The sequence below is a fragment of the Micromonospora sp. 15K316 genome, assembly GCF_004348525.1.
Classification (GTDB): Bacteria; Actinomycetota; Actinomycetes; order Mycobacteriales; family Micromonosporaceae; genus Micromonospora.
Window position 1 is genome coordinate 1 of the sequence record NZ_SMKG01000057.1, and the last position, 18,547, is coordinate 18,547.

The window sequence follows — 18,547 nt, forward strand, 5'->3', positions numbered from 1 at the left end:
GGCGGGTACCCCGGGTGCCGCTCGCCCCGGGGCGAGCGGGGGTCGTGGGCCGCACCCCGATCCCAGCCGTTCTCGCGGGCGCCACGGTCCTCGCCGCGTGGCCGGCGGTCGGCCCACCCGGTCCGGCCGTCCGGGTCGGGGCGGCGCGCCGGCGCTCGCTCGTCGGGCCAGCCCGGTTCGCCGTGCGGCCCGTGGTGGGGCTCGTCGTCGTGCCGGCGCCCGTCGACCCGGCCCGACCGGCGTTCCCGGCCGTACGCCTCCTCCTCGGGCGTCGGGTCGTCGGTCCACGAGCGGCCCACGTACGTGCCGTCGGGCCGGGTGGGAGCGAGCGGGGGTACGTCGGCCCGGCCGACCACCGTGGCCCGGCCGCGTGGTGGTGGGGCGTACTGCGCGCCGATGTCGCCGGCGTAGCGCTGACCGGGGAACTGCGGGTGCCACTCGTGGGTCGGTTCGACCATCCAGGATGGTTCGGCCGGGTCCTGCCACCGGTCCGCGTACCGGCTGCTCATCCGGCGTGCCTGTCGCCTCGCCCGGGGCACGTGCCGGTGCCCGTACGCCCCCGCCCGGCCGGGGCCGCGATACGGTGACCGCCGGACGCCGGGCCGTTGTGGACCGCGTTCAGGTGGCCGGCTCGCGTCCGCTCGGTCACGGCGTTGTCACCTCGTTGCCAATTGTCGCGCTGGTGCCCCGACCTGCCGGTAGAGTCGCGGGTTCCCGAGCAGGGCGTGGCTGCGGATGGAGGGTAACGGCGTGGGCTCCGTCAACGCCACTGTGGCACCGTTCACCACGTCAAACGTTATCCTATGGTTCCGGACATTCTGGGCGATAGCCGCATCCGGTTTCCGACGATACTCCACCTACCGTCAGGCCGCCGTGGCCGGGATCGTCACCAACACCGTCTTCGGGTTCCTCCGCTGCTACGTGCTGCTCGCGGTGGCCGGCGCCGCCGGCTCCGCGGCCGGGTACGACCGGCGGCAGCTCGCCACATTCGTCTGGGTCGGACAGGGGCTGCTCACCGTCGTCCAGCTCTGGGGCTGGACGGAGCTGGCCGACCGGATCCGCACCGGGGACGTCGTCGGCGATCTGCTCCGGCCGGTGCACCCGGTGACCGCGTACCTCGCCACCGACACGGGTCGCGCCGGCTACGCCGTGGTGGTGCGGCTCCTGCCCCCGGTGCTGGTGGCTCCGTTCTTCTTCGAGCTGTACCTGCCGTCCCGCTGGCCGACCGTGCCGCTCTTCGTCGGCTCGGTCGCCGCCGCCGTGGTGCTCTGCTTCGCCTGCCGGTACCTGGTCAACGCCACCGCCTACTGGCTGGCGGACGTGCGCGGCCCCCTGGTCCTCTGGACCCTCGGCTCGGGTGTGCTCTGCGGGCTCTACTTCCCGCTGCGCTTCCTCCCCGAGTGGGTCTACCAGCCACTGTGGATCGTCACCCCGTTCCCCAGCCTCCTGCAGACCCCGCTCGACGTGCTCGTCGAGCGGGACCCCACGCCGGTGCAGGCGGCGCTGGTCGCGGTGCAGGTCTGCTGGGCCGCGCTGCTGCTGGCCACCTGCCGGCTCGTGCAGCGCCGGGCCGAGCGTCGGCTGGTGGTGCAGGGTGGCTGACCGGCCAGGCGGGACGCTCGTCGCGTACCGGGCGCTACTCGGCGCGCAGGCGCGTTCGCAGGCGGCGTACCGCGCCTCGTTCGTGGTGGACCTGGTCGGCAACGTCGGGGCCACGGTGTTCGACGTGCTCACCGTCCTCGTGCTCTTCGGCGTCACCCGGGAACTGGGCGGCTTCACGCTGCGCGAGACGATGGTCGTCGTCGGCCTCTCCGCGTTCGCGTTCGCCACCGCCGACCTGCTGGTCGGCAACATCGAGCGGATCCCCCGGTACGTGCGTACCGGCCTGCTCGACGCGGTGCTGCTGCGACCGCTCGGGGCGCTCCCGCAGCTGCTGCTGATGGACCTGCCGCTGCGCAAGGTGTCCCGGGCGCTGTTCGGGCTCGCCGTCTGGGTCACCGCGGTCACGGCCGCCGGCATCGACTGGACGCCGGCGCGGGCCCTGCTGGTCGTGGTCGCGCCCGCCGCCGGGGTGGTCTTCTTCGGCTCCGTCTTCGTCGCCACCGCCACCGTCTCGTTCTTCTGGATCGAGTCGGGCGAGTTGGCCAACTCGTTGACCTACGGCGGGCGTGACTTCACCTCGTACCCGGTCACCGTCTACGGCGGCTGGTTCCGTGCGCTGTTCGCGTACGGCCTCGGATTCGCGTTCGTCAGCTACCACCCGGCGCTGGCGCTGCTCGGCCGCGCCGACCCGCTCGGCCTCCCGTCCTGGGTGAGCTGGGCGGCGCCCGGGGTCGCGGTGGTGGCCGCCGCGCTCGCCGCCGCGGCCTGGCGGTTCGGGATCCGCCACTACCGGAGTACGGGCTCATGACCCGGTCGACCACCCGTGCGAGGGCGAGGAGTGAGCGTGGGAGTGCCGCAGTCACGAACTGAGATGATCCTGGCGCGCGGGCTGCGAAAGGAGTTCACCGTCCGCGTCAAGGCCGGCCGCCTCCGGCGTCACAAGCAGGTCCGGGCCGCGGTCGACGGGCTCGACCTACGGGTGGATCGGGGCGAGACGGTCGGCTACATCGGACCGAACGGCGCCGGCAAGTCCACCACGTTGAAGATGCTCACCGGCGTGCTCACGCCGAGCGCGGGCGAGGTGCGGGTCTGCGGGCTGCGCCCGGTCGCCCAACGCACCCGCCTCGCGCTGCGCATCGGTGTGGTCTTCGGGCAGCGTTCCCAGCTGTGGTGGGACCTGCCCCTGCGGGACTCGTTCGACCTGCTCCGGCACGTCTACCGGGTGCCCGCCGCCGAGCACGCCGCGCGGCTACGCCGCTGACGCGCGCTGCTCGACCTGGACGGCTTCCTGGACGTGCCCGTCCGGCAGCTCTCCCTCGGCCAGCGGATGCGCGGCGAGCTGACCGCCGCGCTGCTGCACGGGCCCCAGGTGCTCTTCCTCGACGAGCCGACCATCGGCCTGGACGTGGTGAGCCGGCAGGCGGTCCGGGGTTTCCTCGACGAGCTGGGCCGCGCCGGCGACACCACCCTGATGCTGACCACTCACGACCTCGCCGACATCGAGCGGCTCTGCCCCCGGCTGGTGGTGATCGACCACGGCCGGGTGGTGCACGACGGCTCGATCGCCGACCTGCACGAACGGTACGGGTCGCGCCGGCTCGTCGTCGCCGAACTGGACACGCCGCTCCCACATCCGCCGGCCCTGCCGGGCGCCCCGCTGCGCGAGGTGGCCGCCGACGGCCGCCGGCTGGTCTACGCGCTGGAGTCCGTCGGGGTGGCGCAGGTCGTCTCGGGCCTCGCCGGCCTGGCCAGCCTGCGGGACATCTCGGTCGTCGAGCCGGACATCGAGGAGGTCGTGGCGCGGCTCTACCGGACACCGCCGGAGGCGACGACCCCGGCGGTGGCCGGGACCGGGTGAGTGCGGCCTCAGGGGTGTTCCAGCACCAGCACCGCGAGGGTGTCGCGCGCCAGCGCCTCGTACCGGTGTGGGGTGTCCGCGGGGAACGCCGCGTAGTCGCCGGGGCCCAGTTCCACCAGCTCCGACTCGGGGCCGACCCGCAGCCGCCCGGCCGCCACCACGACGTGCTCGACGCTGTGCGGCGTGTGCGCCTCGGCCCTGCCCACCGCGCCGGGTTCGAGCCGGATGAGGTAGAGGTCGCGGCGCACCTCCGCCGAGCCGGCACTGAGCAGTGCCCCGGCGAAGTCCGCGTGCTCGGAGCGGATCCGCGGACCCTGCCCGGCCGGGATCATCCGCACCTCGCGCGGCGGCGCCTCGAAGAGTCGCGCCAGGGGTATGCCGAGCGCGTCGGCGAGCGCCCAGATCGACCCGATGCTCGGATCGCCGTCGGCGTTCTCGAGCCGGGCGAGGGTGGCCTCAGCGAGCCCGGCCCGGCGTGCCAGGTCGGCCGGCGTCAAGCCGGCCCGCTCCCGCTCCCGGCGCAGCGCGGCGGCGATGTCGGCCAGCGGGGGAGCGGGCATCGGTCACTCCGTTGGTCTCGGTGGCGTGTTCCGCATGGTTGACCATGCGTACGCTACCGCGAACAGAGGGTGACCGGACGTCGCTCGGTCCGCGCGCCACCGCACCCGGCGACGTCGCCTCGACTCAGACCGCGTCGCCGATCTCGACCCGCGGTTGCGGGGTCCGCATGCGGCGGAAGGTGATCGACCGCATGATCGCGTAGAGATAGAGCGAGCCCATGCGCTGGCCGGTGGTGGGGAAGCGCTCGCGGACCAGCTTGCCGATCTTCCGGGAGATCAGGATCGAGTCGACCACCACGCCGAGCGCCAGCGCGCCCCAGAGCAGGTTGGAGATCAGCCGGACCAGCGGCGGCATCGCCGCGTTCGACCCGAGCAGCACGATCAACGCGCCGCCGAAGAACCAGGTGCCGACGTTGCGCCGGGAGTCGACCACGTTCCGGGCCAGCAGCCGCTCCGGGCCCTGGTCGCGGGGGCCACCCTCGCGACGGAACTCGGCCGCCGCCTCGGTGCGCATCCGCCGGCGGTGCTCCCGCGCCTCCTCCTTGGTGAGGGGCTTGCTGGGGGCGCCGCCCGGACGCCGGCCGGCGCTCGGCCGCTTCGGGGTCTCGCGCCCCTTGCCGGGCGTGTAGCCCCGGGGGCGGGCGGACTCGGACTCCTCGCTCGGCGTCACCGGGGTGACGGCCTCGTCGGCGAGGTCGGTGGGCTTACGGCGAAACAGCGACGGCACGCGGAAAGGGTAGCCAAACGGCGGCGCCCGGTGCACATCGCGGTGCACCGGGCGCTAACTCGAAGGTGTGACGCTACGGACGCTCGGCGTGCGCGCCCAGGTCGGCGAGCTTCGCCTCGAAGTCCTCGTAGCCGCGGTTGATCAGGTCCACGCCGTACACCCGGGAGGTGCCCTCGGCGGCGAGCGCCGCGATCAGGTGGCTGAAGCCGGCCCGCAGGTCCGGGATGACCAGGTCGGCCGCGTGCAGCTTGCTCGGCCCGGCGATGACCGCCGAGTGCTTGAAGTTGCGCCGGCCGAAGCGGCACGGGGTGCCGCCGAGGCAGTCGCGGTAGACCTGGATGTTGGCGCCCATCGAGTTCAGTGCCTCGGTGTAGCCCAGCCGCTGCTCGTAGACCGTCTCGTGGACGATCGACAGGCCGCGGGCCTGGGTGAGCGCCACCACCAGGGGCTGCTGCCAGTCGGTCATGAAGCCGGGGTGCACGTCGGTCTCCAGCGCCACCGACTTCAGCTCCCCGCCCGGGTGCCAGAACCGGATGCCGCCCTCCTGGCCCGGCTGGCCGTTACGCGGCGGCCGCAGGTCGGTCACCTCGTACTCGCCACCGACCGAGCGGAAGATGTTCAGGAAGGTCATCATGTCGGCCTGCTGCGCGCCGAGCACCTCGACGTGCCCGCGGGTGGCCAGCGCGGCGGCGGCCCAGCTCGCGGCCTCGATCCGGTCCGGGATCGGCCGGTGGGTGTAGCCGTGCAGCTTCGGCACGCCCTGGATCTCGATCACCCGGTCGGTGTGCACCTTGATGATCGCGCCCATCTTCTGCAGCACGCAGATCAGGTCGAGGATCTCCGGCTCCACCGCGGCGTTGCGCAGCTCGGTGACACCCTCGGCCATCACCGCGGTGAGCAGCACCTGCTCGGTCGCGCCCACGCTCGGGTACGGCAGCGCGAACTTCGTGCCGCGCAGGCCGTTCGGCGCGGAGAGGTGCAGGCCCTCCGGCCGCTTGTCGACCGTGGCGCCGAACTCGCGCAGCGCCTGGAGGTGGAAGTCGATCGGACGCGGCCCGATGTGGCAACCGCCGAGGTCGGGGATGAACGCGTGCCCGAGCCGGTGCAGCAGCGGCCCGCAGAAGAGGATCGGGATACGGCTCGACCCGGCGTGCACGTTGATCTGGTCGGTGCTGGCGCTCTCGACGTTGGCCGGGTCGAAGACCAGCTCCCCTTCCTCCTCGCCGTCGCTCACCTTGACCCCGTGCAGCCCGAGCAGGCCTCGGACCACCTCGACGTCGCGGATCTTCGGCACGTCGAACAGCCGGCTCGGGCTGTCGCCGAGCAGAGCGGCGACCATCGCCTTGGAGACCAGGTTCTTCGCGCCGCGCACGCGGATCCGCCCTTCCAGCGGAGTGCCTCCGTGCACGACCAGGACGTCGTCGGTCAACGCAACCTCCAGCGCATCGGTGCTGCCGTGTTGATGTGGGGCCAACGATGCCTACCGCTACCCCGGATGCGGTCGTATCGAAACGGACCGCCTGCGTCGTTGCTCCGGCAGCATAGTCCTCGGTGGCGAGAATGGAACCGGTCACACCACCCGGACGGTGTTAAACCGGTGATCCCGCACTAATGGGTATCAACGACGCTACGGAACGTGATCAGTTGGCGGGCGGCGCCGAGGCGTCGACGCCGGGAAGTGCCAGCATCTGGTCCAGTGCCGCACGAGCGTGCCGGGCGGTGTCCGGATCCACGGTGATCTGGTTCACCACCCGGCCGGCCACCAACTCCTCCAGCGCCCAGACCAGGTGCGGGAGGTCGATCCGGTTCATGGTCGAGCAGTAGCAGACCGCCCGGTCCAGGAACATGATCTGTTTGTCCGGATGGGCGATGGCGAGCCGGCGGACCAGGTTGAGCTCGGTGCCCACCGCCCACGCCGAGCCGGCCGGGGCCGCCTCGATGGTCTTGATGATGTACTCGGTCGAGCCGACCTGGTCGGCAGCGGTCACCACCTCGTGCCGGCACTCCGGGTGGACCAGCACGTTCACCCCGGGCACCCGCTCGCGGACGTCGTTGACGCTGTCGAGGGTGAACCGGCCGTGCACCGAGCAGTGCCCACGCCAGAGGATCATCTTGGCGTCCCGCAGCTGCTCCGGCGTCAGCCCGCCGTTCGGCTTGTGCGGGTCGAAGAGCACGCAGTCGTCGAGCGAGTAGCCCATCTCCAGCACCGCCGTGTTGCGGCCCAGGTGCTGGTCGGGCAGGAAGAGCACCTTCGAACCCTGCTCGAACGCCCAGTCCAGGGCCCGCTTGGCGTTCGACGAGGTGCAGACCACCCCGCCGTGCCGGCCGACGAAGCCCTTGATGTCGGCGGAGGAGTTCATGTACGTCACCGGGACGGTCTGCCCGGCGACGCCCAGCTCGGTCAGGACGTCCCAGGCGGCCTCGACCTGCCCCAGCACGGCCATGTCCGCCATCGAGCAGCCGGCGGCCAGGTCCGGCAGGACCACCTTCTGGCTGTCGGTGGTGAGGATGTCGGCGCTCTCGGCCATGAAGTGCACGCCGCAGAAGACGATGTACTCCGCGTCCGGCCGGGCCGCCGCCTCCCGGGCCAACTTGAACGAGTCACCCGTCACGTCGGCGAACTGGATCACCTCGTCGCGCTGGTAGTGGTGCCCCAGCACGAACACCCTGCTGCCCAGCGCGGCCTTCGCCGCCGCGGCCCGGGCCACCAGGTCGGGGTCGCTGGGCGCCGGGAGGTCGCCCGGACACTCCACCCCACGCTCCGTCGCCGGGTCGCTTCCCCGCCCGAGCAGCAGCAGTGCCGTGGCCGTGTTGGAGGGTTCTACCCAGGTGGAAGTCACGCCCCCATGGTCCCACAGCGCGAACGGTGTGCAGCTTCCGCCGGTGTGTGCTGCCACACTGCTCGGCATGCGCGTGCTGCTCTGCCCCGACAAGTTCGCCGGCACCCTGACCGCACCGGCGGTGGCCGCCGCGATAGCTGCCGGTTGGCGTACTGTCGCCGAGGGTGACGATCTGCTGATCCGGCCGCTCGCCGACGGCGGGCCCGGCTTCGTCGACGTGCTCGCCGACGCGCTGGACGGGCACCGGATGGCGGTGTCGACCGTCGATCCACTCGGTCGTCCGGTCGACGGTGAGATCCTGCTCACCGCCGACGGCACCGCCTACGTCGAGAGCGCCCAGGCGTGCGGTCTGCACCTGCTCGACCCCGCCGAGCGGGATCCGAGGATCACCACCTCCTTCGGCCTCGGCCTGCTGGTCGCCGCGGCCGTCGAGGGCGGCGCCCGCAGCGTCGTGATCGGGCTCGGTGGCTCGGCCACCAACGACGCGGGGGCGGGCATGCTCGCCGCGCTCGGCGTCACCGCACTCGACGAGGCGGGCCTGGCCCTGCCGTACGGCGGTGCGGCGCTGGCCGCCGTCGCCGGGCTGGACGGGGCGCCCCGGCTGCGCGACGTCGACCTCGTCGCCGCCACCGACGTCGACAATCCGCTGCTCGGACTGCACGGCGCGAGCAACGTCTTCGGCCCGCAGAAGGGTGCGGACCGGGCCGACGTGCTCGTGCTCGACGCCGCGCTCGAACGCTTCGCGGCGGTGCTGGAGCGGGACCTGCCCGGTTGCCCGGCCGCCCTCGGCGCGCTGCCCGGGGCCGGTGCCGCCGGCGGGATCGGCGCGGCCGTCCTCGCCCTCGGTGGGCGCTGCGAGTCGGGCATCGGCCTGGTCACCCGGGCCATCGGCCTCGACGTGGCGCTGGACGAGGTCGACCTGGTGATCACCGGCGAGGGCTCGTTCGACCACCAGTCGCTGCGCGGCAAGGTGGTGGCCGGGGTGGCCGGAGCGGCCCGCGACCGGGGGCTTCCCTGCCTGGTCCTGGCCGGTCAGGTGAGCACCGGCCGGCGGGAGGCGGCCGCGGCGGGGGTTACCGACGCGTACAGCCTGGTGGAGCACTTCGGGGGCGACGAGCGTGGCCTGGCCGAGGCGCTCAGCCGGCCCGCCGACGGGCTGCGCGAGCTCGGCGCCCGGCTGGCCGGGCAGTGGAGCCGTACGCGGCGGGTGTGACCCGCGCCGCCCGGAACGAGCCCGAGCTCACGTCCAGGGGCCGGTACGGCCCGGACCGGCCTACAATCAGAAATTGGACCACAGTGGGAATCGCCGGCCGACGGGTGACGTTGGTCGGGGACGAACACACCACGAGCGCGCAGGGAGAATTCCACGTGACCACGCCAGCGCAGACCGAGTCGACCGAGGCCAAGGCCCCTACCACCGTCGTCCTCACCGACGTCGCGGCGCAGAAGGTCAAGGCCCTGATCGAGCAGGAGGGCCGTGACGACCTGCGGCTCCGGGTCGCGGTGCAGCCGGGTGGCTGCTCCGGCCTGCGGTACCAGCTCTTCTTCGACGAGCGCTCCCTCGACGGTGACGTCGTCACCGACTACGACGGCGTCGAGGTCGTCGTGGACCGGATGAGCGCCCCCTACCTGGCCGGCGCCACCATCGACTTCGCCGACCGGATCGACGCCCAGGGCTTCACCATCGACAACCCCAACGCGGGCAGCTCCTGCGCCTGCGGTGACTCGTTCAGCTGAACCGACCTCGACGAGGACGGGGCCGCCCACCTGGGCGGCCCCGTCTTTCGTTGCGGCCCGGTTTCCGGCGGGTGGCCGTCGTCCCACCGACCGGACACCGGAGGATTGCCGGCCCGGTAGGCTGGCCGCGCCCCGCTCCCGACCACGAGGGTTGACATGAAGATCGCGGTGACCGGCTCGATCGCCACCGACCACCTGATGAGCTTCCCCGGTCGCTTCGCCGACCAGCTCATCGCCGACCAGCTGCACAAGGTGTCGCTCTCCTTCCTGGTGGACGACCTGGTGCTGCGCCGCGGCGGCGTGGCGGCGAACATCGCCTTCGGCATGGGGCAGCTCGGGCTGCGCCCGGTGCTCGTCGGCGCGGTCGGCGCCGACTTCGCCGACTACCGCTCCTGGCTGGAGCGGCACGGGGTGGACTGCGACTCGGTGCACGTCAGCGAGGTGGCGCACACCGCCCGCTTCGTCTGCACCACCGACCTCGACATGTGCCAGATCGCCTCCTTCTACGCGGGGGCGATGAGCGAGGCACGGAACATCGAACTCGCCCCGGTCGCCGAGCGCCTCAGCGGCCTCGACCTGGTCCTGGTCGGCGCGAACGACCCGGAGGCGATGCTGCGGCACTCCGCCGAGTGCCGCGAGCGCGGCTACCCCTTCGCGGCCGACCCTTCCCAGCAGCTGGCCCGGATGTCCGGCGAGGACGTGGTGGCGCTGATCGAGGGCGCCGAGTACCTGATGACCAACGACTACGAGAAGTCGCTGCTGCAGAGCAAGGTCGGGCTCAGCGACGAGCAACTGCTCGACCGCGTGAAGGTCCGGGTCACCACGCTCGGCAAGGACGGCGTGGAGATCGCCGGGCGCGACTTCGAGACGATCCACGTGCCCATCGCCCGGGAGATCCGGGCGGTCGACCCCACAGGCGTCGGGGACGGCTTCCGCGCCGGCTTCTTCACCGCGCTCTCCTGGGGAGTCGGCCTGGAGCGGGCCGCCCAGGTGGGCTCGCTGCTGGCAACCCTGGTACTGGAGACCGTCGGTACGCAGGAGTACCAGGTGCGCCCGGACCTCTTCATCAAGCGTCTCGGCGAGTCGTACGGCGACGTGGCCGCCGACGAGGTCCGCGCGCACCTGGTGGCCTGACCCACCCGCGGGGGCGGGACGGCCGGCGCGGGCGCGATCAGTGCACGCGGCGGACGTCGTACGCGGGGCCGTCGGGGCCGGTGACCCGGGCGACGAACTCCTGTCCCCGCATCCGGCACCAGGCGGGCAGGTCCACCGCCGCCGCCGGGTCGTCGGCGAGCACCCGGACGACCGTGCCCACCGGCAGCTCCGGCAGCCGGCGGGCCACCGCGATCACCGGCAGTGGGCAGCGCTGGCCACGGCAGTCGAGCACCTCGTCCGGCATCGTCACAGCCCCACCACCCCCGCCTCGGCCCGCAGGCCGGCGACGATCCCGGGCAGCTCGGCGAGGAAGCGCTCGACGTCCTCCGCCGACGTCTCCCGGTGCAGCGACACGCGGACGTTGCCGTGCGAGAGCACCCCCATCGCCTCCAGCACGTGCGACGGGCGCAGCGTCGAGGAGGTGCACGACGAGCCGGAGGAGACCGCGAAGCCCCGACGGTCCAGCGCGTGCAGCAACGCCTCGCCGTCGACGTAGAGGCAGGAGAAGGTGACCAGGTGTGGCAGCCGCCGCTCCGGGTCACCGACGACCTCCACGTCCGGCACCTCCGCCGCCACCCGGGCCCGGATCCGGTCGACCAGCGGCGCCAGCCGAGCCGCCTCGGCCTCGGCCTCGGCGGCCACCGCGCGCAGGCTGGCCGCGGCGGCCACCACCGCGGGCAGGTTCAGCGCCCCGGGCGTACGACCCGACTCCCGCTCGTCGGCCGGGTAGGGCGACTCCCAGCGAGCGCCCTTGCGCACCACCAGCAGACCCACGCCGGCCGGGCCGCCCCACTTGTGCGCGCTCGCGGTCAGCAGCGACCAGCCCACCGGCACCGGCATCCGCCCCACCGCCTGCGCCGCGTCGACGTGGAGCGGCACCCCGGCCTCGGCGCACGCGGCGGCCGCCGCGGCCACCGGCTGGAGGGTGCCGACCTCGTGGCTCGCCGCGATCAGCGCGGCGAGCGCCACACCCGGCTCGCGTACCTCGGCCGACCAGACGTCGAGATCCAGCCGCCCGAGCCGGTCCACGGGCACCGACAGGGCGTCGCCCCCGTCGGCCACGTGCCGCTCGGCCGCGTGCAGCACCGCCGAGTGCTCGACGGCGGAGTGCACCAGCCGGCGGCCGGTCCGCCGCCGACCGGCCAGGCCACCCAGCACGGCGGCGTGCGCGGCGGCAGTGCCGCTGGCGGTGAAGGAGAGCTCGTCGGGGCGTACGCCCAGGGTCTCGGCGACCGCGGCCCGGGCCGCGTCGAGCAGCTGGCGTGCCCGGCGGGCCTGCGTGTAGAGCTTGCCCGGGTCGGCCCAGCCGTCCTCCAGGGCGGCGAGCAGCGCCTGCCGGGCCACCGGGTGCAGCGGCGTGGCCGTGGCGGCGTCCAGGTATACCGGGGAGGCGCTCACGACTCATTACGCTATCTCGCCGATTGGGCCAAGATCCCCCATTGGGGGGCGGAGAGTGACCCCAACACGGTCCAGCCGGTCATGGTCGAGTAATCTGCGACCGTCGGTGACGCCTTTGCCGCTGGTGCTGTCACTCCGGGAGCCGGAGATCGACAGGACAAGGACAGACACCACGGCGCGCTAGGGAGGCAGGACCAGGTGGTCGCAAGGAGTTCGGAGGTACGGCCGTCGGCCGTACGGCACAACGCGGGAGCCGGCGGGGGCCGGCGGCGTGGTGCTGGTCGGCTCGCCGGGCTCGGCCTCGGCGGCGCGGCGCTGCTGTTCCTGCTCACGGGCTGTGACGTCGGCAAGACCTTCCACGGTTTCGGTTGGCCGCAGGGCGGCATCACGCCGCAGTCGCACCGGATGTACGACCTCTGGATCGCGTCCTGCATCGCGGCGCTCGCGGTCGGGGTCTTCGTGTGGTTCCTCATCTTCTGGTGCGTGATCCGCTACCGGAAGCGGGGCAACGACCTGCCGGTGCAGACCCGCTACAACATGCCGATGGAGTTCCTCTACACCATCGCGCCGATCCTCGTGGTCTCCGTGCTCTTCTACTACACGGCGATCGTGCAGACCGACGTGAACAAGCTGAGCAAGAACCCCGACGTCACCGTCGAGGTGGTGGCGTTCAAGTGGAACTGGCAGTTCAACTACCGCGACGGCCAGGGCACGGACGCGAACACGGTCGCCTCGACGCTCGGCACCAGCGAGGTCATCCCGATCCTGGTGCTGCCGACCGGCCGGTCCATCCGGTTCGAGGAGACCAGCCGGGACGTCATCCACTCGTTCTGGGTGCCGGAGCTGCTCTTCAAGCGCGACGTGATGCCCGGCAAGATCCGCAACGTCTTCGAGGTCTCCAGCCTGGACAGCGAGGGCGCCTACGTCGGACGATGCGCCGAGCTCTGCGGCACCTACCACGCGTTCATGAACTTCGAGCTGCGGGTCGTCTCGCCGGAGAAGTACGACCAGTTCCTCGCGGCCAAGCGGGATGGCAAGACCACCCAGGAGGCGCTGAGCGCGATCGGCGAGGACCCGTACGCGCAGACCACCAAGCCGTTCGAGACTCGGCGTACGGAGCACAACTTCAACCCGGCTCCGGCCGGCGCGGGACGCTGAGGGAGCAGGCATGAAGACCGAGTGGCGCATCTTCCTGATCATCGCCGCCTTCCTCTTCGGCGCGACCATCCTCTACGGCGCCTGGACCGCCGGTGAGGCGGACGGCCGCGTCGAGTGGGTCGGCACCACCGCACTGGCACTGTCGTTCTTCCTCTGCTCGATGTGCGGCGGCTTCTTCTGGTTCGTCTCCCGCCGGATCGACCTGCGCCCGGAGGACCGTCCGGACGCGGAGATCGCCGACGGTGCCGGCGAGGTCGGCTTCTTCAGCCCGGGCAGCTACTGGCCCTTCGGGCTGGCGCTCGCCGCCGCCGTCGCCGGCCTCGGCCTGGTGTTCTGGCAGTTCTGGCTGCTCGGCGCCGGTCTGGTGGCGGTCATCTTCGCCGCCTGCGGGCTGCTCTTCGAGTACTACTCGGGCACCCGGCGCACCGCGGAGCACTGAGCCCGCCGTAACCGGATCAACCGCGAAAGCCCGCCTCCTCGGAGGCGGGCTTTCGCGTGTCTCGGGGTTGCTGCGGCGGGTGCGGGATCGTGCCGTCGGGCGGCCGGCCCCTTCGTCGGGTGTGCCGGATGCGGGAGCGGCCGCGACGGCGTCCGTCCACCCCTACCGGCCCGCCGGGTCCTGGGGAGTCCCGGCGTCGTGGGCCGTCGCAGCCGCTGAGGGACGCGCGTCGTCAGGCGGCCCGGCGGCGGGGTGCCGCCGGCTGCCGACGGGCCCGGCCGAGGCGCGGCGCGCCGAAGGTGAACGTGGCGATCAACACGGCCCCGCCGCAGCGGGTGCAGACGAGTTCGGGGCAGTCGGCGCCGTGCCCGTCGTCGCAGGGTGGCGTCTCGAACTGCTGAACGCCCTGGCAGCTGTCGCAGTAGAGCTCTCGCTCCGACACGGGCGTCTCCTCTCGCTGTGGGCCGCCGGAGGGACGCCGTGCCGCTCGGGGGAGCGGGGCCGGTCGTGGGCGTCGGCCCGACGGCTGTCGAATCACTCCGCTGTAGTTTGGCACGCCCCTCCGACATGACCGGTCGGGCCCGTGGCCGCTTGATCGACTCAACTTCAAGGAAGTCGGGCTATCGCGGTCGCTGGGACACCCCGACTTCAGCGAAGTCGAGCCGATCAAGACGATCCGGGTGGCGACCACCGCGACCTCGGCGGCGGTGGTGGCGATCACCGCGACCCCGGTCGCCGCGGGACCTCAGAGCCCCTTGGCGACCTGGACCCAACGCTCCAGGGTGGCCGCCGCCGCGCCGGAGTCGATCGACTCGGCCGCCCGGGCCAGCCCCACCCGCAGCGCCTCGACGAGATCGCCCTCCAGCGAGCCCTGGGTGGCCAGCGCCGCCGCCGCGTTGACCAGGACGGCGTCGCGTACCGGCCCGGACTCGCCGGCCAGCACGCGACGGGCCACGTCGGCGTTGTAGGGCGCGTCACCGCCGCGCAGGTCGGCGAGGGTGGACCGGGGTACCCCCAGGTCGACCGCGTCCAGCAGCGTCTCGCGTACGGTGCCGCCCTGGGCCACCCAGACGCGGGTGGGCGCGGCGGTGCTGAACTCGTCGAGCCCGTCCTCGCCCCGCATCACCAGCACCGAGTCACCCCGGGCGGCGAAGACGCCGGCCATCACCGGAGCCATCCGGGGGTCGAAGCAGCCGACCGCGCCGGCGCGGGGACGCGCCGGGTTGCTCAGCGGGCCGAGGAAGTTGAACACGGTGGGCACGCCCAGTTCGCGCCGGACCGGCCCGGTGTGCCGCATGCCCGGGTGGAACCGGGCCGCGAAGCAGAACGCGATGCCGGCCTCCGCGACGCACCGGGCCACGGCCTCCGGGCCGAGATCCAGCGGTACGCCGAGGAACTCCAGCAGATCCGCGGTGCCGCAGAGGGAGGAGGCCGCGCGGTTGCCGTGCTTGACCACCCGTACACCGGCGCCGGCCACCACGATCGCGGCCATGGTGGAGATGTTGACCGTGTGAGCGAGATCGCCGCCGGTACCGACCACGTCGAGCGCGGTGGCCCGCAGCTCGTCGCTGAGCGCCACCGGGACCGCCCGGGTGAGCATCGCCTCGACCAGCCCGGCGAGCTCGGCCGAGGTCTCACCCTTGGCGCGCAGCCCGACCGCGAAGCCGGCGACCTGCGCGGCGCTGGCGGCGCCACTCATGATCTCGCCCATCGCCCACGCCGTGTCGGCGGTGGAGAGCTGTTCGCCGCGCAGCAGCGCGTTGAGCAGGTGCGGCCAGGTCCGATCGCCCATCGCGGGCCTCCCGAGCGTGCGGATGCGGGTGGGTGAACCGGCGCCGGTCGGTCCGGCGCCGTGGTCGGTGCCGGAGCGGGGACGTCAGGCGGGTGCGTGCGTCCGCAGCAGCTCGGCCACCGTGTTGCCGGTGGTCACCGGGTCGAGCGGGTGCACCAGCGTGGCGTCGACCTCGGCGTAGGCCGCGAGCCATCGGTCCGCCGTGCGGGCGATCACCACGCAGGTCGGGGGCGCGTCCGTCCGGTCGTCCTTGATCTGGCGGGCGATCCCGATGCCACCGCCCGGCGTCGCCTCGCCGTCGAGCAGCAGGAGGTCGATCTCGTAGTCGTCGACCAGGCGGACGACCTCGGCGTAGGTGGCGGCCTCGACGAACTCGATCAGGAGACCGGGCGCGGGTCGGGTGCCGACGGCCAGCCGCATCCGGTCACGGACCTGCGGGTCGTCGCTGTAGAGCAGGACGGTGCACTCACGATCGCTCATGCCGACACTCCGCTTCGCTCCGTGCCGTCCTGAGGCACCCTTGCACTGAGCTTGATGACTCGCTCGTTGCGCTCGCTCATCGCTGGACAGGCTCCCACCTCGTAGCTGCCCGCCGATCGTACCGGTCGACGTGACACAGCCGACATCCCGCCCGGCGCCGCTCAGCGGCGACGCGCCCGTGTGCAGCTCAGGCCGGTGACTCGGCGGCGCGTTCGCGCGCCTCCTGCCGGTCCAGCTCGCGGTCGACGCGGCGCGCCTCCCGCTCCGACTGCTTGATCCACTGCACGACCAGCACCGCGAGCATGGTCACACTGACGAACTCGCCACCGGCCCAGAGGATGCCGCCGGCGAGCACCTGGTCGTCCCACGGGTCGGCCCAGTCGAGGCCGAGCGAGGGGTACCAGTCCCCGCCGAAGAGCGTGGAGCTCTGCATCACGGTGAGCCCGAGCACGGTGTGGAACGGCACGGAGAGCAACATGAGCAGCGCCCGCGCCGGGTACGGCCAGCGACCGGGGAGCGGGTCGAGGCCGAGCAGCGGCCAGAAGAACACGCAGCCGGTCATGATGAAGTGCGCGTGCACCAGCTCGTGCGCCCAGGCGTGCTCCAGCGTGTACCGGTACAGGTCGGTGAAGTAGAGCACGAACGGGTTGACCACGAAGATGGCGAACGCCACCAGCGGGAAGCTGTAGATCCGGGCGATCCGGCTGTGCACGATCGCGAGCAGCCGCTTGCGGGGCCGCTGCGGCAGCGTACGGAGGGCGAGCGTCATCGGCGCGCCCAGGGCCAGGAAGATCGGCGCCACCATCGACAGCATCATGTGCTGCACCATGTGCACGCTCAGCAGCGCCGTGTCGTAGGCGTGCAACCCGCTCACCGTGACCAGCGCGATCCCACCGAGGCCCGGCCCGAGGAAGAAGACGGTCCGCGCCACCGGCCAGTGGTCCCCGCGTACCCGCAACCGGTGCACGCCGTAGAGGTAGAGCCCGGCGGCGAGCACCAGGCCGACCGCCAGCCAGCTGTCCAGCCGGGTCTCGGTCAGGACGGCGCCGACGGTGAACGGTGGTGGGAGCGCCTCGCCGCCGGCCGCGCTCGCCGGCGCGGCCGAAGCGGCGCCGGCGACGTACGCCGAGGCAGTCGAGGTGGCGGCGAAGATCGGATCGACGTGCAGCACGCTTTTCAGGCTAGGCCAGGCGAACCGGACGACCACGATCGGGCCACCCTGACCACCGGTTTGGCCCCCCGCTGATCGTGGATGCCGGTCAGGGGCAATAATGACCGCGTGACTGCGGCCCCAGCCATTGACAAGAGCCGGATCCACTCCCTGACCCGACCCAACATGGTCAGCGTCGGGACGATCGTGTGGCTCTCCAGCGAACTCATGTTCTTCGCGGCGCTGTTCGCGATGTACTTCTCCATCCGCGCCGCGGCGCCGGAGCAGTGGGAGAAGCACACCGAGCACCTCAACATCCCGTACGCGACCACCTTCACGGTGATCCTGGTGTTGTCCTCGGTGACCTGCCAGCTCGGTGTCTTCGCGGCGGAGCGGGGTGACGTGCACGCGCTACGGCGCTGGTTCACGATCACCTTCGTGATGGGCCTGATCTTCGTACTCGGTCAGCTGAACGAGTACCGCACGCTGGTGCACGAGGGCGTGAAGATCAACGAAGACGGCTACGGGTCGATGTTCTACCTGACCACCGGCTTCCACGGTCTGCACGTGACCGGCGGTCTGGTCGCCTTCATCATCTTCATGATCCGCACCACCATGGGCCGGTTCACGCCGGCGCAGGCCACCTCGGCGATCGTCGTGTCGTACTACTGGCACTTCGTCGACGTGGTGTGGATCGCGCTGTACGGCATGATCTACTGGCTTCAGTGATCTTGGCGCATGGCGTACCGCGCCGTTGCTCCGTCCCCTGAGAAGGTCCAACCGGTTAAGGACACAGGTCATGACTTCTGACAACGACCGCCGACGCGGTCTGCTCGCGCGGCTGCGCGGGCGGCCCGCGGCGCGCAGCAGGGGCCGCCGCCGGCTGGGTGCCGCGGTCCGGCTGCTCGCCGCGCTGACGCTCGCCGGCGGCGCCTACACCGTCTTCGCCCCTGGCGCGCAGGCCCAGGACACTCCGCCGCTGAGCAGCGCCGCTGCCGAGGGCAAGGCGCTGTTCGACGTTAGCTGCGTGACCTGCCACGGTCGCAACGCGCAGGGTGTCGAGGGACGCGGGCCGAGTCTGATCGGCGTCGGCGCGGCCTCGGTCGAGTTCCAGGTGAGCAGTGGCCGGATGCCGCTGGCGCGCCAGGAGGCCCAGGCGCACCGCAAGCCGCCGCTCTTCACCGACGAGCAGACCCGCCAGCTCGCCCAGTACATCCAGGAGCTCGGCGGTGGCCCGGAGCTGCCGGAGGGCACCGACCTGCACTCCGACGGGGACATCGCGGCCGGCGGTGAGCTGTTCCGGATCAACTGCTCGCAGTGCCACGCCTTCGGCGCCGGTGGTGGCGCGCTCTCCTCGGGCAAGTTCGCCCCGAGCCTGCGTCCCGCGAGTGACCGGCAGATCTACGCCGCGATGCTCAGTGGTCCGCAGAACATGCCGGTGTTCGGCGACAACCAGCTTCGGCCCGACCAGAAGGCCGACATCATCGCCTACATCCAGGAGACCCTGAAGCACGACCAGGACCCGGGCGGTTTCAACCTGGGCCGGTACGGCCCCTCCACCGAGGGTCTGGCGATCTTCCTGGTCGGCATCGTCGCGCTCGTCTTCGCCAGCCTGTGGATTGCGGGCAAGTCGTGACCGAGCGGACTTTTC

The 18,547-nt window shown here is 72.3% G+C and carries 19 protein-coding genes and 2 pseudogenes; 10 read left to right on the plus strand and 11 right to left on the minus strand.

Going from position 1 to position 18,547, the window contains the following annotated elements:
• Nucleotides 1-509: pseudogene (locus E1211_RS32970) on the minus strand (hypothetical protein); the annotation flags it as partial.
• A 241-nt stretch (nucleotides 510-750) separates the two neighbouring features.
• Here E1211_RS32970 and E1211_RS14000 point away from each other — a divergent pair.
• The 3 genes and pseudogenes from E1211_RS14000 (at nucleotide 751) to E1211_RS14010 (ending at nucleotide 3,460) form a co-directional block, all read left to right on the plus strand.
• Nucleotides 751-1,602: an ABC-2 family transporter protein gene (locus E1211_RS14000; RefSeq protein ID WP_132349163.1), complete on the plus strand. Its 852-nt coding sequence runs from the start codon at nucleotides 751-753 to the stop codon at nucleotides 1,600-1,602.
• Complete coding sequence (locus E1211_RS14005; protein ID WP_132349164.1) at nucleotides 1,595-2,410, plus strand: ABC transporter permease; 816 nt, start codon at nucleotides 1,595-1,597, stop codon at nucleotides 2,408-2,410. Before E1211_RS14000 ends, E1211_RS14005 begins: the two co-directional genes overlap by 8 nt.
• Nucleotides 2,411-2,473: 63 nt before the next feature.
• Nucleotides 2,474-3,460 (plus strand): annotated as a pseudogene (locus E1211_RS14010) (ATP-binding cassette domain-containing protein).
• Nucleotides 3,461-3,468: 8 nt separating this feature from the next.
• Here E1211_RS14010 and E1211_RS14015 read toward each other — a convergent pair.
• The 4 genes from E1211_RS14015 to nadA all read right to left on the minus strand — a co-directional run bounded on the left by E1211_RS14015 (nucleotide 3,469) and on the right by nadA (nucleotide 7,587).
• Entirely contained in the window at nucleotides 3,469-4,020 is a 552-nt protein-coding gene (locus tag E1211_RS14015) for a helix-turn-helix domain-containing protein (protein ID WP_132349165.1), read from the minus strand.
• A gap of 124 nt (nucleotides 4,021-4,144) precedes the next feature.
• Complete coding sequence (locus tag E1211_RS14020; protein ID WP_132349166.1) at nucleotides 4,145-4,747, minus strand: DUF3043 domain-containing protein; 603 nt, start codon at nucleotides 4,745-4,747, stop codon at nucleotides 4,145-4,147.
• A 73-nt stretch (nucleotides 4,748-4,820) separates the two neighbouring features.
• Nucleotides 4,821-6,176 carry a UDP-N-acetylglucosamine 1-carboxyvinyltransferase gene (murA, locus tag E1211_RS14025; protein WP_132349167.1) on the minus strand — a complete coding sequence of 452 codons (1,356 nt, stop codon included), beginning with the start codon at nucleotides 6,174-6,176 and terminating at the stop codon, nucleotides 4,821-4,823.
• Between the two features lie 211 nt (nucleotides 6,177-6,387).
• Complete coding sequence (gene nadA / locus E1211_RS14030; protein ID WP_132349168.1) at nucleotides 6,388-7,587, minus strand: quinolinate synthase NadA; 1,200 nt, start codon at nucleotides 7,585-7,587, stop codon at nucleotides 6,388-6,390.
• A gap of 67 nt (nucleotides 7,588-7,654) precedes the next feature.
• On the opposite strand from nadA, the gene E1211_RS14035 reads away from it, so the two are divergent.
• From E1211_RS14035 to E1211_RS14045, 3 genes are all read left to right on the plus strand, one after another.
• Complete coding sequence (locus E1211_RS14035; RefSeq protein WP_132349188.1) at nucleotides 7,655-8,800, plus strand: glycerate kinase; 1,146 nt, start codon at nucleotides 7,655-7,657, stop codon at nucleotides 8,798-8,800.
• 155 nt (nucleotides 8,801-8,955) lie between these two features.
• A complete protein-coding gene (gene erpA, locus E1211_RS14040) occupies nucleotides 8,956-9,324 on the plus strand; it encodes an iron-sulfur cluster insertion protein ErpA (protein WP_132349169.1) in 369 nt (122 codons plus the stop codon).
• A gap of 156 nt (nucleotides 9,325-9,480) precedes the next feature.
• Nucleotides 9,481-10,458 carry a carbohydrate kinase family protein gene (locus E1211_RS14045; protein WP_132349170.1) on the plus strand — a complete coding sequence of 326 codons (978 nt, stop codon included), beginning with the start codon at nucleotides 9,481-9,483 and terminating at the stop codon, nucleotides 10,456-10,458.
• Between the two features lie 37 nt (nucleotides 10,459-10,495).
• On the opposite strand, the gene E1211_RS14050 is transcribed toward E1211_RS14045, so the two are convergent.
• A complete protein-coding gene (locus E1211_RS14050; RefSeq protein ID WP_120678335.1) occupies nucleotides 10,496-10,729 on the minus strand; it encodes a sulfurtransferase TusA family protein in 234 nt (77 codons plus the stop codon).
• On the minus strand, nucleotides 10,726-11,877 hold the full coding sequence (locus tag E1211_RS14055) for a cysteine desulfurase family protein (RefSeq protein ID WP_132349171.1): 1,152 nt from the start codon (nucleotides 11,875-11,877) through the stop codon (nucleotides 10,726-10,728). Before E1211_RS14055 ends, E1211_RS14050 begins: the two co-directional genes overlap by 4 nt.
• 198 nt (nucleotides 11,878-12,075) lie before the next feature.
• Between E1211_RS14055 and coxB the strand changes: the two genes are divergently transcribed.
• Together coxB and E1211_RS14065 are read left to right on the plus strand one after the other, a co-directional pair.
• A complete protein-coding gene (gene coxB, locus E1211_RS14060; RefSeq protein ID WP_132349172.1) occupies nucleotides 12,076-13,035 on the plus strand; it encodes a cytochrome c oxidase subunit II in 960 nt (319 codons plus the stop codon).
• A gap of 10 nt (nucleotides 13,036-13,045) precedes the next feature.
• Entirely contained in the window at nucleotides 13,046-13,474 is a 429-nt protein-coding gene (locus E1211_RS14065; RefSeq protein ID WP_132349173.1) for a cytochrome c oxidase subunit 4, read from the plus strand.
• 232 nt (nucleotides 13,475-13,706) lie between these two features.
• Here the strand turns inward: E1211_RS14065 and E1211_RS14070 are convergent, their stop codons facing one another.
• The 4 genes from E1211_RS14070 to E1211_RS14085 form a co-directional block, all read right to left on the minus strand.
• Nucleotides 13,707-13,916: a hypothetical protein gene (locus tag E1211_RS14070; RefSeq protein ID WP_132349174.1), complete on the minus strand. Its 210-nt coding sequence runs from the start codon at nucleotides 13,914-13,916 to the stop codon at nucleotides 13,707-13,709.
• 303 nt (nucleotides 13,917-14,219) lie between these two features.
• Nucleotides 14,220-15,266, minus strand: a complete 1,047-nt coding sequence (gene trpD / locus E1211_RS14075) for an anthranilate phosphoribosyltransferase (RefSeq protein WP_132349175.1) — start codon at nucleotides 15,264-15,266, stop codon at nucleotides 14,220-14,222.
• 84 nt (nucleotides 15,267-15,350) lie between these two features.
• On the minus strand, nucleotides 15,351-15,746 hold the full coding sequence (locus E1211_RS14080; protein ID WP_132349176.1) for a hypothetical protein: 396 nt from the start codon (nucleotides 15,744-15,746) through the stop codon (nucleotides 15,351-15,353).
• 187 nt (nucleotides 15,747-15,933) lie between these two features.
• A complete protein-coding gene (locus E1211_RS14085; protein WP_132349177.1) occupies nucleotides 15,934-16,917 on the minus strand; it encodes a cytochrome c oxidase assembly protein in 984 nt (327 codons plus the stop codon).
• Between the two features lie 108 nt (nucleotides 16,918-17,025).
• Between E1211_RS14085 and E1211_RS14090 the strand changes: the two genes are divergently transcribed.
• On the plus strand, nucleotides 17,026-17,625 hold the full coding sequence (locus tag E1211_RS14090) for a heme-copper oxidase subunit III (RefSeq protein ID WP_132349178.1): 600 nt from the start codon (nucleotides 17,026-17,028) through the stop codon (nucleotides 17,623-17,625).
• Between the two features lie 70 nt (nucleotides 17,626-17,695).
• Nucleotides 17,696-18,532 (plus strand): cytochrome c, encoded by an 837-nt coding sequence (locus E1211_RS14095; RefSeq protein WP_132349179.1) that lies wholly within the window; start codon nucleotides 17,696-17,698, stop codon nucleotides 18,530-18,532.
• Nucleotides 18,533-18,547 lie beyond the last annotated feature (15 nt).

What these genes read in the sequence shown, in the direction of transcription:
- E1211_RS14095 (WP_132349179.1), top strand. Translation starts at nt 17,696, where the DNA reads ATGACTTCTGACAACGACCGCCGACGCGGTCTGCTCGCGCGGCTGCGC.
- E1211_RS14015 (WP_132349165.1), bottom strand. Translation starts at nt 4,020, where the DNA reads ATGCCCGCTCCCCCGCTGGCCGACATCGCCGCCGCGCTGCGCCGGGAG.
- E1211_RS14045 (WP_132349170.1), top strand. Translation starts at nt 9,481, where the DNA reads ATGAAGATCGCGGTGACCGGCTCGATCGCCACCGACCACCTGATGAGC.
- E1211_RS14080 (WP_132349176.1), bottom strand. Translation starts at nt 15,746, where the DNA reads ATGAGCGATCGTGAGTGCACCGTCCTGCTCTACAGCGACGACCCGCAG.
- E1211_RS14035 (WP_132349188.1), top strand. Translation starts at nt 7,655, where the DNA reads ATGCGCGTGCTGCTCTGCCCCGACAAGTTCGCCGGCACCCTGACCGCA.
- trpD (WP_132349175.1), bottom strand. Translation starts at nt 15,266, where the DNA reads ATGGGCGATCGGACCTGGCCGCACCTGCTCAACGCGCTGCTGCGCGGC.
- E1211_RS14065 (WP_132349173.1), top strand. Translation starts at nt 13,046, where the DNA reads ATGAAGACCGAGTGGCGCATCTTCCTGATCATCGCCGCCTTCCTCTTC.